The sequence below is a fragment of the Flavobacterium difficile genome (assembly GCF_011392115.1).
Lineage (GTDB): Bacteria > Bacteroidota > Bacteroidia > Flavobacteriales > Flavobacteriaceae > Flavobacterium > Flavobacterium difficile.
Map to the genome: position 1 here is coordinate 149,717 of NZ_JAAJBT010000006.1, position 16,900 is coordinate 166,616.

The 16,900-nt window shown below is 33.2% G+C and carries 13 protein-coding genes; 11 read left to right on the forward strand and 2 right to left on the reverse strand.

Annotation, left to right across the window (positions count from 1 at the left end):
• Positions 1-39 precede the first annotated feature (39 nt).
• The 11 genes from G4D72_RS10740 to G4D72_RS10790 all read left to right on the forward strand — a co-directional run bounded on the left by G4D72_RS10740 (position 40) and on the right by G4D72_RS10790 (position 15,527).
• On the forward strand, positions 40-1,647 hold the full coding sequence (locus G4D72_RS10740; protein WP_166077697.1) for a CTP synthase: 1,608 nt from the start codon (positions 40-42) through the stop codon (positions 1,645-1,647).
• An 86-nt stretch (positions 1,648-1,733) separates the two neighbouring features.
• A complete protein-coding gene (yidC, locus tag G4D72_RS10745) occupies positions 1,734-3,626 on the forward strand; it encodes a membrane protein insertase YidC (RefSeq protein ID WP_166077698.1) in 1,893 nt (630 codons plus the stop codon).
• 114 nt (positions 3,627-3,740) lie between these two features.
• On the forward strand, positions 3,741-4,502 hold the full coding sequence (locus tag G4D72_RS10750) for a toxin-antitoxin system YwqK family antitoxin (protein WP_166077699.1): 762 nt from the start codon (positions 3,741-3,743) through the stop codon (positions 4,500-4,502).
• Positions 4,503-4,515: 13 nt separating this feature from the next.
• Positions 4,516-5,703, forward strand: a complete 1,188-nt coding sequence (mnmA, locus tag G4D72_RS10755; protein WP_166077700.1) for a tRNA 2-thiouridine(34) synthase MnmA — start codon at positions 4,516-4,518, stop codon at positions 5,701-5,703.
• Between the two features lie 36 nt (positions 5,704-5,739).
• Complete coding sequence (locus G4D72_RS10760; protein ID WP_166077701.1) at positions 5,740-7,356, forward strand: S8 family serine peptidase; 1,617 nt, start codon at positions 5,740-5,742, stop codon at positions 7,354-7,356.
• A 504-nt stretch (positions 7,357-7,860) separates the two neighbouring features.
• Entirely contained in the window at positions 7,861-8,805 is a 945-nt protein-coding gene (locus G4D72_RS10765) for an NAD(P)H-dependent flavin oxidoreductase (RefSeq protein ID WP_166077702.1), read from the forward strand.
• 12 nt (positions 8,806-8,817) lie between these two features.
• Positions 8,818-9,231, forward strand: a complete 414-nt coding sequence (locus G4D72_RS10770; RefSeq protein ID WP_166077703.1) for a hypothetical protein — start codon at positions 8,818-8,820, stop codon at positions 9,229-9,231.
• A 3-nt stretch (positions 9,232-9,234) separates the two neighbouring features.
• A complete protein-coding gene (locus G4D72_RS10775; protein ID WP_166077704.1) occupies positions 9,235-10,539 on the forward strand; it encodes an anthranilate synthase component I family protein in 1,305 nt (434 codons plus the stop codon).
• A gap of 12 nt (positions 10,540-10,551) precedes the next feature.
• Positions 10,552-11,874 (forward strand): tRNA lysidine(34) synthetase TilS, encoded by a 1,323-nt coding sequence (gene tilS / locus G4D72_RS10780; RefSeq protein WP_166077705.1) that lies wholly within the window; start codon positions 10,552-10,554, stop codon positions 11,872-11,874.
• Complete coding sequence (locus G4D72_RS10785) at positions 11,858-13,876, forward strand: protein-disulfide reductase DsbD family protein (RefSeq protein ID WP_166077706.1); 2,019 nt, start codon at positions 11,858-11,860, stop codon at positions 13,874-13,876. The genes tilS and G4D72_RS10785 overlap by 17 nt, the downstream gene beginning before the upstream one ends.
• A 115-nt stretch (positions 13,877-13,991) precedes the next feature.
• The gene (locus G4D72_RS10790; RefSeq protein ID WP_166077707.1) at positions 13,992-15,527 is read left to right on the forward strand and encodes a YifB family Mg chelatase-like AAA ATPase; all 1,536 of its coding nucleotides are present in this window, start codon (positions 13,992-13,994) and stop codon (positions 15,525-15,527) included.
• Positions 15,528-15,543: 16 nt separating this feature from the next.
• On the opposite strand, the gene G4D72_RS10795 is transcribed toward G4D72_RS10790, so the two are convergent.
• Together G4D72_RS10795 and G4D72_RS10800 are read right to left on the reverse strand one after the other, a co-directional pair.
• The gene (locus G4D72_RS10795; RefSeq protein WP_166077708.1) at positions 15,544-16,158 is read right to left on the reverse strand and encodes a Pr6Pr family membrane protein; all 615 of its coding nucleotides are present in this window, start codon (positions 16,156-16,158) and stop codon (positions 15,544-15,546) included.
• Between the two features lie 126 nt (positions 16,159-16,284).
• Positions 16,285-16,749, reverse strand: coding sequence for a phage tail protein (locus G4D72_RS10800; protein ID WP_166077709.1), 465 nt, complete (start codon positions 16,747-16,749; stop codon positions 16,285-16,287).
• Positions 16,750-16,900 lie beyond the last annotated feature (151 nt).

The following is a 16,900-nucleotide window of genomic DNA, read 5'->3' on the forward strand; positions in this document are numbered from 1 at the left end:
GTTTTTAAACGCAACAACAACACAACAACAAACAACAACATGAATCAAACAAAATACATTTTCGTTACTGGTGGTGTGACTTCCTCTTTAGGTAAAGGAATCATTGCAGCATCTTTAGCAAAATTATTACAGGCAAGAGGTTACAGAACAACAATTCAAAAATTTGATCCGTATATTAATGTCGATCCAGGAACTTTAAATCCATATGAACACGGTGAATGTTACGTAACAGATGATGGAGCAGAAACGGATTTAGATTTAGGTCATTACGAACGTTTTTTAAATGTTCCAACTTCTCAAGCTAATAATGTGACTACAGGTAGAATTTATCTGTCAGTTATTGAAAAAGAACGTAGAGGTGAGTTTTTAGGTAAAACGGTTCAAGTTGTGCCGCACATTACCAACGAAATTAAAGATAGAATGCAATTGCTAGGAAATTCTGGCGATTATGATATCGTAATTACTGAAATTGGTGGAACTGTTGGTGATATTGAATCGTTACCTTACATCGAATCAGTTCGTCAATTGGTTTGGGAATTAGGGGACAATAATGGAATTGTAATTCATTTAACTTTAGTGCCTTATTTAGCTGCTGCAGGTGAATTAAAAACAAAACCTACACAGCATTCGGTTAAAACGTTAATGGAGAGCGGAATCAAAGCAGATATTTTAGTGTGTAGAACAGAGCACGAATTGTCTCAAGATTTACGTCAGAAATTAGCCTTGTTTTGTAACGTGAAAAAAGAAGCAGTTATTCAATCCATAGATGCTTCAACAATTTACAAGGTACCAAATCTAATGCAAGAAGAAGGCTTAGATAAGGTGGCTTTAAAGAAATTAAATTTACCAGAAAAAGCTACTCCAGATTTAAAACAATGGAATGAGTTTTTATACAAATTAGAACATCCTAAACACGAGGTTAATATAGGTTTAGTTGGAAAATATGTAGAATTACAAGATTCGTACAAATCTATTTTAGAAGCTTTTATTCATGCAGGTGCCACGCAACAAACGAAAGTAAATGTGGTAAGTATTCATTCAGAATTTTTAGATAAATCGAATGTAGCTAGCAAATTAAAAGGTTTAGATGGAATTTTAGTAGCACCAGGTTTCGGTGAAAGAGGAATTGAAGGAAAAATTGAAGCAATAAAATATGTAAGAGAAAATAATATTCCGTTTTTAGGAATTTGTTTAGGAATGCAAATGGCTTCTATTGAATATGCTAGAAATATTTTAGGTAAGAAAGATGCCAATTCTACTGAAATGAATGCGAACACAAGCTATCCAATTATTAGTTTAATGGAAGAGCAAAAAACAGTGACAGAAAAAGGTGGAACCATGCGTTTAGGAGCATGGAAATGTGCCATCAAAGAAAATACATTGGCACACAAAATATATGGGAAGACCGCTATTTTAGAACGTCACCGTCATCGTTTTGAGTTCAATGGCGATTATTTAGCAGAAATGGAAGCAGCTGGTTTAGTTGCCTCTGGTTTGAATCCAGATACCGGATTGGTGGAAATTATAGAATTACCAAACCATCCATTCTTTATTGGGGTGCAATACCATCCAGAATATAAAAGTACAGTTCTAAATCCACATCCATTATTCATGGGATTGGTTGCAGCGGCTGTAAAAAATAAGTAAAATTGCAACGTTGTAACGTTTCAATATAAAAGCAGACTTATAATAATAAATTAATTTCAACTCCGAAAGAGTTGCACATTTAGACCATGGAAGAAAAAAAGTTCGACATTAAGTCGTTAATTGGTTTCACATTAATCTTCGGAATTTTAATGTGGATGATGTATTCAAATCAACCTACGAAAGAGGAATTAGCCGAAAAAGCCAAAAAAGAACAAGCTGAAAAAGAAGCAAAAACTCCAAAAATTCAAGCATCAAATGTTCCAATTGTTAAAAGTACCGATTCTACTGGGAAAATTTCTCCAGCTGCTTTAGCTAAATTAGGGGCTTTTGCTTATGCCGAAACTTTACCTTCTGCTAAAGATGCCACTACCTTGTTAAAAAATAACTTATTAAGTTTAAAAATTTCAAACAAAGGTGGTTACATCTCTGAAGCTACCGTATTAAATCAAGAACAATTTAAAAAAGGTTCAGGAAAAGCGGTGCAAATAATAAAAGATAATAATGCCAATTTGAATTTAACTTTAACTACGAAAGACGGTAAAGTTATCAATACTAAAGAGTTATACTTCGAGCCAAAATTCACTAAAGAAGGAAAGAATCAAGTTCTTACGATGCAATTGAAAACGGGTGAAAACCAGTTTTTAGAGTACCGTTATGTAATGAAAGAAAATGATCACATGTTAGAGTTTTCTATTCGTACTCAAGGTCTAGAAAATGTGTTAAATACTTCTAAGCCTTCAGATTTAGAATGGAATTTAAAATCGTACCGTAATGAAAAAAGTATTTCTTACGAAAACAGATACACAGAAGTGGTGTATGAATATGAAGATGGTAAAGATTCTTATTTAAGCGCTGCTAGTGACGATGAAGATAAAATTGATGAGGTTTCTTATGTAGCTTTCAAACAACATTTTTATACTTCGGTTTTATTAACGAATACACCATTTAAAACAGCAGATTTAAAGTCAGATAATTTAGTGGATGATGATAAAGTTGATACTGTTTTTACTAAAAACTTTTCAGCTAAAATGCCTTTAGAGTTTAAAAATGGAGCTTTAAATTACGATATGAACATGTATTATGGTCCAACTGATTATAAAACATTAAGTGATTACGATAAGAACTTAGATGAAATAGTTTCTTTAGGTTGGGGAATTTTCGGTTGGATAAATATGTTTGTATTTATTCCTTTATTCGGATTCCTATCAGGCTTTATGCCTTACGGAATTGCAATCATCATCTTCACAGTATTGATAAAAATTGCGATGTCGCCAATCACATACAAATCATTCTTGTCTCAAGCTAAAATGAAAGTCTTGAAACCAGAAATTGCTGAATTGGGTGAAAAATTCAAAGACAATCCCATGAAAAAACAACAGGAAACGATGGCTTTATATTCTAAAGCAGGCGTAAACCCAATGGCAGGTTGTATTCCAGCTTTAATTCAATTGCCATTTATGTATGCTTCGTTCCAGTTTTTCCCTTCTGCATTCGATTTAAGACAAAAAAGTTTCCTTTGGGCAGATGATTTGTCTTCATACGATTCAATTTATAAATTACCATTTAATATTCCATTTTATGGTGATCATGTAAGTTTATTCCCAATTTTAGCAGCTATTGCAATTTTCTTCTACATGAAAATGACAACTGGAGATCAAACCATGCAAGCGCCTCAACAAGAGGGAATGCCAGATATGGGTAAAATCATGAAAATAATGATTTACCTTTCTCCAATTATGATGTTAATTTTCTTCAACAATTACGGTTCGGGATTGAGTTTATATAACTTTATTTCTAACTTAATTACTATCGGAATCATGCTAGTGATTAAAAACTATGTAGTTGACGAGAAAAAAATCCATGCACAAATTCAAGTGAATAAAACGAAACCAAAAACGGAATCGAAATTTCAAAAGAAAATGCGTGAAATAATGGAACAGCAAGAAGCGCAAAAAGCACTGAATCAAAAGAAAAAATAAATTCTTTAAAAAGCCTGTTCTTATGGAGAACAGGTTTTTTTATACTATTTTTGTAAAAGAATCGTTTTATTACTAATTGGCAAAGTTTTTGACTAAACAAATCAAACATTTCACATGAAAAATATTGTATTTATTGCGTTTTTAGCAATTTCAAATTTTATTTCAGCTCAAGATAAATTGAATCAATTTGATGAAAAAGGGCTTCGTCACGGACTTTGGAAAGGTTATCACGAAGAAAGTAAACGTCCACGCTATGAAGGAATTTTCGAACATGGTAAAGAAACGGGAACATTCAAATATTTTGACGATACAAAAGCAGGAACTGTAATTGCAACTCGCGATTTTTCCAAAGGTGACGGTTCTTGTTACACCATTTTTTACGATCAAAAAAATAATAAAGTTAGCGAAGGTTTAGTAAAAAATAAACTTTTTGAAGGTCAATGGAAATACTATCATAAAGAATCTAAAGATATAATGACCATCGAAAATTATAAAAATGGAAAGTTAAATGGTTCTAGAAAAGTATTTTATAAAGAGAATGAATTAGCAGAAGAGGTGACTTATGTAGACGGTAAAAAAAACGGAATTGGTAAAACTTTCGGAGAAAACGGTAAGCAAATTGATCAGCATACTTATGTAAACGATGTATTTGAAGGAAAAGCCGTTTATTTTGATGTTAACGGTAAAAAAATGTATGAAGGTGAATATAAAAATAATGTCAAAATAGGCATTTGGAAATTTTATGAAGGCGATAAAGTTGTAAAACAAGTTAAAGCCGATAAGTTTTCAAAAGAATTAATCAAATTTGAAGAGAAATTATCCAAAAAAGCAGCCAAAAACAAACCAGTTGAACAAACTGTAGAAGAAAAAAAATAGAAGAGAAAAAATAATGAAAAGAGTAGTAGTAGGACTTTCCGGTGGTGTAGATTCAAGCGTTGCAGCCTATCTTTTAAAAGAGCAAGGTTATGAAGTGATTGGCCTTTTTATGAAAAATTGGCACGATGATTCGGTTACCATTTCTAACGAATGTCCGTGGTTGGAAGATAGTAATGACGCATTGTTAGTTGCAGAAAAGTTAGGAATTCCTTTTCAAACCATCGATTTATCGGAACAATATCAAGAAAAAATCGTCGATTATATGTTTAATGAATATGAAAACGGTCGAACACCAAATCCGGATGTACTATGCAACAGGGAAATTAAGTTTGATGTTTTTATGAAAATTGCTGTTTCATTAGGTGCCGATTATGTGGCAACCGGACATTATTGCCGTAAAAATACGATTCTAAAAGACGGAAAAGAAGTACACCAATTGTTAGCAGGAAAAGACGATAATAAAGATCAATCTTATTTTTTATGTCAATTGTCTCAAGAACAATTAAGTAAAGCGTTATTTCCAATCGGCGAATTAACCAAACCACAAGTTAGAGAAATTGCCACAAAAATGGAATTAGTAACTGCCGAAAAGAAAGATTCTCAAGGTTTATGTTTCATCGGTAAAGTGCGTTTGCCCGAATTTTTACAACAAAAATTACAACCTAAAGAAGGATTAATTGTTGAGATTCCTGCCAATAATCAAATATATCTTGATCCAAAACCTAGTTTTGAAAATTTAGAAGCTGAATTGACTTTCGAATCTAAAAATAAAGTTTATTCTAATGCGAACGGAATTATAAAAGGAAAACATCAAGGGGCACATTATTTTACAAACGGACAACGTCGCGGTTTAAATGTTGGTGGTACTAAAGAAGGCTTGTTTGTCATTCAAACAGATGTTAGCGACAATATTATTTATGTTGGAGAAGGTGCCAATCATCCTGGATTATTTAAAAAAGCCTTATTTATAAAATCTGATGAAGTACATTGGATACGTCAAGATTTAAAATTAGCTGTTGGTGAAACTACAGAAGTTATGGCGCGAATTAGATACCGTCAACCTTTACAAAAAGCAACTTTACACCAATTTGAAAGTGGTATGTTTGTACAATTCGAAAACCCACAATCAGCCATTACAGAAGGACAATTTGTAGCTTGGTATATTGACGACGAATTACAAGGAAGCGGCGTAATTTCTTAATTAGAAATTTGTTATATTTGGTAAAACTTTGCACTTATGAAAAAACAGTACTTTTTACTACTTTTAGTTGTTGTCAATTTTAGTTTTGCTCAAATTCAAGATGCTTGGGTATATTTTAATGATAAACCAAGTGCTGCAACTTTTTTAGCCAATCCACTAACAATGTTAACGCAACGTTCTTTGGACAGAAGAACCGCCCAAAATATAGCATTAGACATTACTGATGTACCTGTAGAACAAAGTTATATTACACAAATTTCAGCTGCAACCGGAATTACCGTTATGGCAAAATCCAAATGGTTAAACGCTTTACACATTCGTGGTACTCAAACCGATATTCAAGCTTTAACTGCATTTTCTTTTGTGAATGCTGTAAAATTCGCCAATCATTCTTTAAATCCCAACGGAAGAATTTCTACAGTTTCAACTATAAATAAACCAGTAAATAAGCAATACGAAGTTCAAACCACATACAATTATGGCGGTTCTCAAAATCAAATTGAAATGCTAAACGGACATTTGCTTCACCAACAAAATTTTACTGGACAAGGAAAAATTATTGCGGTTTTAGATTCAGGTTTTACTGGAGTTGATACAGCAGCACCTTTTCAAGATTTAATAACAAACAATCAAATATTAGGTGGTTATAATTTTCCTGATAGAAATGCCAATTATTTTTCACGACACAATCACGGAACAAATGTATTATCTACAATGGGGGCTTTTGTTGACGGTCAATTGGTTGGAACCGCTCCAAGCGCAAAATACTATTTATTCATTACAGAAGATGTTAATTCTGAAAATCCAGTTGAAGAATCCTATTGGGTGGAAGGTGCTGAATTGGCAGACTATTATGGTGCGGATATTATCAATTCCTCACTTGGTTATTTTGGTTACGATAATCCAGCTTATTCTCATGTATATGCTGATATGACAGGTAATAAAACATTTGCTTCTAGAGGCGCAAATATGGCTTTTAATAAAGGTATCGTAGTAGTGGTCAGTGCAGGAAATTCAGGAGCAACTGCAAACCCTCATATTGCCTCACCAGCTGACGCTTTTGGTGCCTTAACAATTGGTGCTGTAGACAACTTGGAGGCTTACGCGAGTTTTAGTTCTATCGGACCTTCATTTGACGGAAGAATAAAGCCAGATGTTTGTGCAAAAGGTGCTGCAACAACTGTAAGCACTACAACAGGCACAATTACTACTGCTAGTGGTACTTCATTTTCTAGTCCAGTTATGGCCGGAATGGTAGCTACTTTTTGGTCGGCAATGCCCAATTTAACTGCGCAACAAGTGGTAAGTTTTATCAGACAATCTGCCGATAATTTCAATGCACCTACTAGTCAAAAAGGATATGGAATTCCCGATTTCCAACAAGCATTAAACATTGCTCTCAATATAGAAACTATAACAACTACAGAAAACACAATAGTATATCCAAATCCAGCTGAAAATCAAATTACGTTTCAATTAGAAAAAAATCAAAAAGGTAAAGTTTGTTTGTACGATGTTTTAGGTCAAAAAATAATAGAAAAAGAAATTTCATCAACTAACAATACAATTGACATTCAAAATTTGTCAAACGGCGTTTATTATTATAATTTTGAATCGAATAAAGTATTCAAAGGAAAAATTATAAAAAAATAAGTTGGGCGTTCTCTCGTTGTACTTGTTTGTATTTTAAATCAAAATTCTAGAACAACGAGAGTCGGGCTTTTCGCTATATTTTTTATTTGGTTTACTTTTTTAGTAAAGTAAACCAAATAAAAAGATGCCGCTTCAATCCCTAACGCATGGAGAAAAGAGCCAAGTAGAAAGAGCCAAGTGAGAAGAGCCAAGTAAAAAGAGTCAAGTAAAAAGAGCCAAGTAAAAAGAGCCAAGTAAAAAGTAAAAAGAGCCAAGTAAAAAGAAAATAGTTACTCCACAGATTGTAGAAATTAGTAAAATTTTATTAATCTGCGTTAATTAAAACAAAATAATTACGTTTGCGTGCCTTTCGAAAATCTTTGCGGAATTTACGGTTAAAAAATGAGTCATAGCATTTGTACATTAAGTAAAAAGAACAAAAAATAGTTTTTTTTTAGAAAGAATAATATTTAAATAAAATCGGCGTTTATCTGTGAATTACGTTAAATCCGAATATCCATTAAAATGAATAGAATAAAAAAATTATTTAGCATAAAATACCCAATTATTCAAGGTGGAATGATTTGGAACAGTGGCTACAAATTAGCAAGTGCAGTGAGTAATGCTGGAGGTTTAGGACTTATAGGTGCAGGTTCAATGTATCCTGAAGTGTTACGAGAACACATTCAGAAATGTAAAAAAGCTACCAACAAACCTTTCGGAGTAAACGTTCCCATGTTGTATCCAAATGTGGAAGAAATCATGAAAATTATCGTTGAAGAAGGCGTTAAAATTGTATTTACTTCTGCAGGAAATCCAAAAACATGGACGCCTTTTTTAAAGGAAAACGGAATAACTGTCGTGCATGTAGTAAGTAGCTCTAAATTTGCACTAAAAGCTCAAGAAGCTGGTGTAGATGCAGTGGTTGCTGAAGGTTTTGAAGCAGGTGGACACAATGGACGAGAAGAAACTACAACACTGACATTAATTCCAATGGTTAAAGAAAATATTACTATTCCGTTAATTGCAGCGGGCGGAATTGCCACTGGAAAAGGTATGTTAGCCGCTATGGTTTTAGGTGCAGACGGTGTACAAATGGGAAGTCGTTTTGCAGCTTCAACAGAATCAAGTGCACATATCGATTTTAAGAAAACAATTCTTGAAACGCAAGAAGGTGAAACTTTGGTGACATTAAAAGAATTAGCACCAGTTCGTTTGATTAAAAATAAATTCTTTAACGATGTGCAAGAAGCTTATGCCAATTGCGCTTCAGTAGAAGATTTAAAAACGTTATTAGGAAGAGCCAGAGCGAAACGCGGTATGTTTGAAGGCGATTTAGTAGAAGGCGAACTAGAAATTGGACAAATCGCAGGATTAATTCACGATATTTTACCAGTAGAAACTATAATTGGCAATGTTATTGCTGAGTTCAATTTGGCAAAAATTGCTACTAACGATATTCAATTTTAATATGTTATTATAATGAAAAATTTAGTTGCCCTTTTATTTTTTGGTTTGTTTGCACATTTAGGATTTTCTCAAACCTATCAATTTAAAGCAGTTAACTTTTCCGTTTCTCAAAAAACAGATAAAGGAACATGGTCTAAATGGTCCAAAACGCAACCAACAGAATTGTTAATCAATTTAGACAGAGACAAACACCGATTTGTGGTGCATTCCCAAATCATACAATTGTATAACATTGTAAAATATGAAGATAAAGTTGTAAACGAAACAGGTACTTCTAACCGATATTTTTGTATAGATAATGTGGGACTAGAAACTGTTATTACTATCGTTTCTCCAAAAGATGCAGGAAGTAGTAAACAAATTTACATTGCAAATGAAGAAATGATTATCGAATACGATTTAATTTATTTAGGCGAAAAAAAATAATCCTTGCGTACCAATATTTCAAAATATATCCACAATGTTGCTCTTTTTAAAGAGCAACTTTTGTATTGGAGTAACCAGTTTAGAGAAGTTGCTTTTTTAGAAAGTAATAGCGAAAGTAATGAAAATCAATTATATAAATCCTACGATTTGATCGTTGCAGTGGAAGCTTTTACTTCCATACAAACTGATTCTGAAAAAGCTTTCGAGGATTTGTATCAATACCAGTCTAAAGCAAATGATTGGCTTTTTGGTTACTTGTCTTACGATTTAAAAAACGATATTGAACACTTAAAATCTGAAAATTTTGACGGTTTACATTTTCCGGATTTGTTCTTTTTTCAACCTAAAAAAATCTTTTTTTTAAAAGAAAATACTCTAGAGATTCAGTATTTAAACATGTGTGATGATGAAGTAGAAACTGATTTGGAAGAAATTACTCGAAGTCAAATGTCAGATGTCAAATGTCAGAAGTTACCATTAACTATTAAACAACGAATTTCAAAAGAAAATTACCTTCAAAAAACACAAAAAATGTTAGCCCACATTCATCGAGGCGATATCTATGAAGCTAATTTTTGTATGGAATTTTTTGCTGAAAATGCAATAATTGAACCTCTTGAAATTTATCAGAAATTAAATCAAATTTCTGCTTCTCCTTTTGCCACTTATTTCAAGAAAAACCAGCATTATTTACTTTCGGCATCACCAGAACGTTATCTTAAAAAGGAAGCGCAAAAGGTAATTTCACAGCCCATAAAAGGAACTGCCAAAAGAAGTTTAGATGCTGTAATAGACCATCAAAATATAAATGAGCTTCAAAACGATCCAAAAGAACGTTCTGAAAACATCATGATTGTCGATTTGGTTCGAAATGATTTATCTCAAACGGCTACAAAAGGTTCGGTTGAAGTAGAAGAATTATGTAAAATCTATTCGTTTAAACAAGTGCATCAAATGATTTCGACTATTGTTTCTAATGTTGAACATACTACTTCACCTATTGAAATTTTACGAACTACTTTTCCAATGGGAAGTATGACAGGTGCGCCAAAAATATCTGCCATGCAAATTATTGAAGAAGTAGAAGAAACCAAACGCGGATTGTACAGTGGTGCTGTAGGTTATTTTACACCCACAGGAAATTTCGATTTTAATGTCGTTATTCGAAGTATTTTATATAATTCTGAAAATCAATATTTGAGTTTTTCAGTTGGAAGTGCCATTACTTCAGAAGCTATTCCCGAAAAGGAATACGAAGAATGTTTATTGAAAGCAAATGCTATGTTTGAAGTGCTACAGGTAAAATAAGTATATTTGACAATGCTACAAAAATTTCAAAATCACATACAACAAAGTTTTTCTTTTCTTAAAGATAAGAAATTTTATATTGCTGTAAGTGGCGGAATAGACAGTATGGTGTTGGTGCATTTGTTTCAGCATTTTCAATTCGAATTTGGTTTGTTACACTGCAATTTCAAACTTCGTGGAGAAGAAAGTGATGCCGATATGCGTTTTATTCAGGATTATGCGGAAGCAAACAGCTTGCAATTGAAAATTGGTTTTTTTGAAACGGCTCAAATTGCTAAAGAAAGTAAAATTTCTATTCAAGTTGCAGCTCGAGAATTAAGATACCAATGGTTTTACCAACAAATGAAAGAAAATAATGTCGATTTTGTAGCAACAGCTCATCATTTAGACGACAAGTTAGAAACTTTTTTTATTAATTTATCACGAGGAACAGGTTTAGATGGCTTAACTGGAATTCCGACAATTAATGATAAAGTTTTTCGTCCTTTATTGCCTTTTTCTCGTGAAGAAATAGAAAATTATGCCAATGAAAATAATCTAAAATGGCGAGAAGACAGTAGTAATGCTTCAGACAAATACCTTCGAAATAAAATTCGTCATCACTTAGTTCCTGTTTTAAAAGATAATAATGAAGATTTTTTAAATTCGTTTCAAAAAACACAAACCTATTTAAAAGAAGCTCAAGCTTTAGTGAACGATGCAGCCAATTTAATATATCAGGAAGTTGCAGAAGAACTTGAAAATGGAACTGTTATTTTTGATATAAAAAAACTAATAAAAAGATCGAATTATGGTGCATACTTGTACCAATGGCTTCATAAATTTGGCTTTTCTGCTTGGAATGATGTGTATAATTTGGTAAATGCACAATCCGGAAAACAAGTTTTCTCCGAAAGTCACATTTTATTAAAAGATAGAAATTTTTTACTCTTATCTAAGCAAGTAGAACAGCAATCGGAAACTATTGAAATTCATTCTTTAAAGGATAAACTTAATTTTCCGTTAAAATTTGATTTATGTAACCTAAGTGACATTTCAAATCAATCTAAGAACGTTATATTTGTAGACGAAAATAAAATTCAGTTTCCCTTAACGGTAAGAAAGTGGAAAGAAGGCGATTATTTTTATCCTTCAGGAATGCAAGGAAAAAAGAAAGTGAGTAAGTATTTTAAAGATGAAAAATTTACGCTATTTCAAAAACAAGATACTTGGATTTTAGAAAGTAACAAACAAATTGTTTGGATTTTAGGTTACAGAGCCGACGAACGATTTGTATCAGACAACAATTCAAAAAAAATAATAAAAATTACATATCATAATGAAAAAAATATTTAGTCTATTAACCTTATTAATTGCCTTTTTTGGAACAGCACAAATTGTTGAACCGGTAAAATGGAGTTCAAGTGTCGTAAAAGTTTCTGATACAGAATTAGATTTAATTATTACAGCAAACATTGAAGACGAATGGCATTTGTATTCGCAATTTACGCCTGAAGGTGGTGCCACACCATTAGTTTTTACTTACAAAAATCAGAGAGGGAATTATCAATTGGTTGGAAAAACCAAAGAAGGTAAATATAAAAAGGCATACAGTGATATTTTTGAAATTGACGAATACTTTTTTTCAGGTGTGGCGAAATTTACCCAACGCGTAAAAATTACTAATCCAAAATTAAAAACGATAGACGTTTTTGCTGAAGGTCAGGCGTGTATTGATGGGAAATGTACGCAAACTGAAGCGAATTTAAAGTTTAAATTACCAGAAATTAAAGTAACTGAAACAGTTTCAGAAACTGCATCAGATTCAACCGATAAACCAACTGATTCTGTAGCTTCAACGGAAACAGATACTACAAAACAAGCTGCTTCAGCTGAAAAAGATTCAACTATTGAAAAACCTGTAGAAAAAGAAGAAAAAAGTTTATGGACCATATTCTTTTTAGCATTTCTTGGAGGTTTTGCAGCACTTTTAATGCCATGTATTTTTCCAATGATTCCAATGACGGTGAGTTTTTTTACCAAACAAAGTAAAACCAAAGCTGCTGGTATCAGAAACGCGATTATTTATGGTTTAGCAATTATAGCCATTTACGTTTTATTAGGTTCTTTAATTACAGGTATTTTCGGTGCAGAAGCTTTAAATGAATTGTCAACAAGTGTGACTTTTAACTTGATTTTCTTCGTATTATTAGTAGTTTTTGCATTGTCATTTTTAGGTGCTTTCGAAATTGTTTTACCAAGTTCTTGGGCTACTAAAATCGACTCGAAAGCGGATAAAGGTGGAGTAGTAGGTATCTTTTTTATGGCTTTAGCCTTGGCAGTAGTTTCCTTTTCTTGTACTGGACCAATTGTAGGAACTTTACTTGTAGAATCGGCTTCAAAAGGTGGCTTAGCGCCAATAGTAGGCATGTTTGGGTTCTCTTTAGCCATTGCGTTACCATTTATGTTATTTGCCATGTTCCCAGGTTGGTTAAATTCTATGCCAAAATCGGGTGGTTGGTTAAATACGGTTAAAGTTTCTTTAGGATTCTTAGAATTAGCGTTCGCCTTCAAGTTTTTATCTAATGCCGATTTAGTGTTACAAAAACATTGGCTAGAAAGAGAATTATTTATTGCCATTTGGATTGCCGTTTTTGCAGCTTGGGCTTTGTATTTATTCGGAAAATATATGTTGCCTCACGATTATGAAAAAGCAGATAAAATTGGTGTAGGTCGTTTAGTGATGGCGATTATCGTAACCACTTTCACTTTCTACATGATTCCTGGTTTATGGGGAGCGCCTTTAAAAATATTAAGCGGATTAACACCACCAGTAAATTATTCAGAAAGTACTTCTGGATTTGGAAACGGTGGAACTTCTAAGTCAGATTTGCCTGAGCATGCACATGCTGGACCACACGGAATTATTGCTTTTGAAGATTATGAACATGGATTAGCTTACGCTAAAAAAGTAGGTAAACCTGTATTGTTAGATTTCACTGGTGATGCTTGTGCGAATTGCCGAAAAATGGAAGACAATGTATGGTCTGACCAAAGAATATTACCCATTTTAAAAGAAAAAGTAGTGCTGATTTCATTGTACTGTGATAGAAAAATCGAGTTGCCAAAAGACCAACAATATGTTTCTAAAACAACTGGTAAAGAGGTGGTTACTATCGGAAATAAATGGACAGATTTTCAAATTTCTAGATATAAAAGTAATTCGCAACCTTTATATGTAATCATTTCTAATGATGGAGAAGATTTAGAAGGTTTTGATCCAATGGCTTTTAATACAGATATTCTGGAATACAAAAAATGGTTAGAAGACGGAATTGCTTTGGCTTCTAAAAAATAAGACGTATTCTTTATAGATTAAATCAAACCTGTAGGACAAATCTCTTACAGGTTTTTTTATTTCGAAAACTTTTCTACATTTGTATTTCTATAAGCCAAATTAAAAAGTACAAGCCATGTTAGTAAAAGTCTTCGGAAGCGCCGTTTTCGGTGTAGATGCCACAACCATTACTGTAGAAGTAAATATCGATAAAGGAATTGGATACCACTTGGTAGGATTACCAGATTCCGCTATTAAAGAAAGCAGTTTTCGTATTGCTGCCGCGCTTAAAAACAATAATTACAACCTTCCCGGAAAGAAAATTACCATAAATATGGCACCTGCCGATTTAAGGAAAGAAGGTTCTGCCTATGATTTAACTTTAGCTATCGGAATTTTAGCGGCTTCTGGTCAAATTAGTGCGGAGGAAGTGGGGAAGTATATCATTATGGGCGAAATGTCTTTGGATGGTGGCTTGCAACCCATTCGTGGTGCGTTATCTATCGCAATTAAAGCAAAAGAAGAAGGTTTTACTGGAATTATCTTGCCGATTCAGAATGTGAAAGAAGCGGCTATAGTCGATGGCCTTGACGTTTATGGAGTGGATAATGTGCTTCAAGTTATTAATTTTTTTGAAGGGAAAGAAACGTTACTTCCAACAGTGATTGATACAAAAGAAGAATTTTCTAAAAATTTAGAGTTTCCAGAATTCGATTTTGCTGATGTGAAAGGGCAGGAGTCTATTAAAAGATGTATGGAAATTGCTGCGGCTGGCGGACATAATATCATTTTAATCGGACCGCCTGGTGCTGGGAAAACTATGTTAGCTAAGCGTTTGCCGAGTATTTTGCCACCTATGAGCATGCAGGAAGCTTTGGAAACTACAAAAATTCATTCGGTTACGGGGAGAATTAAAGATACCGGTTTACTCACACAACGTCCTTTTCGTGCTCCGCATCATACGGCGAGTTCGGTTAGTTTGGTTGGTGGTGGAAGTTATCCGCAACCTGGAGAAATATCATTGGCACATAATGGTGTTTTATTTTTAGATGAATTACCCGAATTTAAGCGCGAAGTTTTAGAAGTGATGCGTCAGCCTTTGGAAGACAGAGAAGTAACGATAGCTCGAGCCAAATTTACGATTACTTATCCTTCTTCTTTTATGTTGGTGGCTAGTATGAATCCTAGTCCGAGTGGCTTTTTTATGGATGCGAAAAATTCTAATGGGGCTTCTCAGATGGAAATGCAGCGGTATTTAAGTAAAATTTCTGGACCACTGTTAGATAGAATCGACATACATATTGAAGTTACGCCGGTTCCTTTTGATAAATTATCTGAAACTAGAAAAGCAGAAAGTAGTGTGGCCATCAGAAAACGAGTTACTGAAGCCCGAATTATTCAGACCAAACGCTTTGAAAACTTTAATCACATTCATTATAATGCTCAGATGAGTAGCAAGTTGATTCGCGAGTATTGTGCTTTAGAGGAAGGTTCTTTACAGTTGTTAAAAACAGCTATGGAACGGTTGAATTTATCGGCGCGTGCTTATGATCGAATTTTAAAAGTCTCGCGAACGATAGCCGATTTGGAAAACTCGGAGGTGGTTCAATCGCATCATATTGCTGAAGCGATTCAGTATAGAAGTTTGGACCGAGAAGGTTGGTTGGGTTAAGTGCGATTTCAAAGAGTTACGATTTACGAGTTTTATTTCCAATAACAATTAAACCACCCATTATAAAGAGGAAAAATAGTGTGACTAATACCGCATTAATTAGAACTTGCTGATAACCAATTTCAGTAACATGAATGAACGGATAAGGATAAAAACCTGAAAAATGACCTCTAATAATGATGTATACAAAGTAAGTTATTGGATACCAAAGCCAAATTTTAATTTCTTTAATAATAAGATCGGTTTTGGTTGCGAATTTTAGCCAATATACCAACACATAAAGGGGAATTACAGAATGCAATAACTCGTCTATGATTTTTTGAATTCCTGTTGGTTGCCAGGTGCCTCTTAATAGGAATTGATAGACTAATCCGACTACCATAATGAAGGCTGTTACTGCTGTTATGGTGCCGTTTTTAGATAATTTTGATAAGTAAGTATTTTTGAAAATGGTAATTCGGGAAGTGAAATATAAAACCACTAAAATATTGGTTAATATGGTGAAATAACTAAAAAATCTAATAATGGTTTCCGTGATTTCTACTTGCCTGTTTTGAAGCATTACTACAAATTGTCCAATAACAGCGAACCCACCTAAAATGAAACCAATTGCATCTAAATATTTTCTCATATACTGTTAGATTTTAGTGGGTTATCTTATTGCTTCTATTTTCAAAAATACAAAACATTGTTTGATTCTTGAATTAAAACTACAAATTTATTAGGGTTTAGAGTCTTTACTTCTTTGTAATGGAGGTTAGCTGTTCACTATTACTAAACCTTCATGTTTGATTTCTAAAGTATCTACTAGTACTTCATTTGCATCAGTTTGTAAATTGGTATTAGTCATTTTTACTGGATATGCACTAGTTAGACGCCATTCTGTATTTATATTCTCTGCTTCAATTATTAGTTTTATGCTAATGGTTCGCCTTTCAATGGTATTCATCTTCAATTTTTTTACCCAGTTTTTGAAGTTTGTATCATTTTTAAACAGTCCTCTTTTTAGAGTTACATTCCCAGATTTAATTATTCCTGGCATATTTATAGTTGAAGAAAGGGGATGAAATTCATCACGGTACTCAGTTATTTGTTCTTCAAAATCAAGTCCTAATGACTCTTCAAAGCGGATGTCTTTTATTTGGTTTCCGAAGTCTACTTCAAAATAAAATTTTGGCAATTCCCATGTTGGGTCTTCTGTGTTTTGGTGGTTTGTTTCCATGTTTTTACATTTTGTTTTTTATGTTGGTTTGTTTTTTTCTATTGTTGCTATAAGTATAAACGCGCACGGCATAATTCTAATCGCGCATGACATAATTCTAATCGCGCATGGCATAATTCTAATCGCGCACGGTATATTTATAAACGCGCAT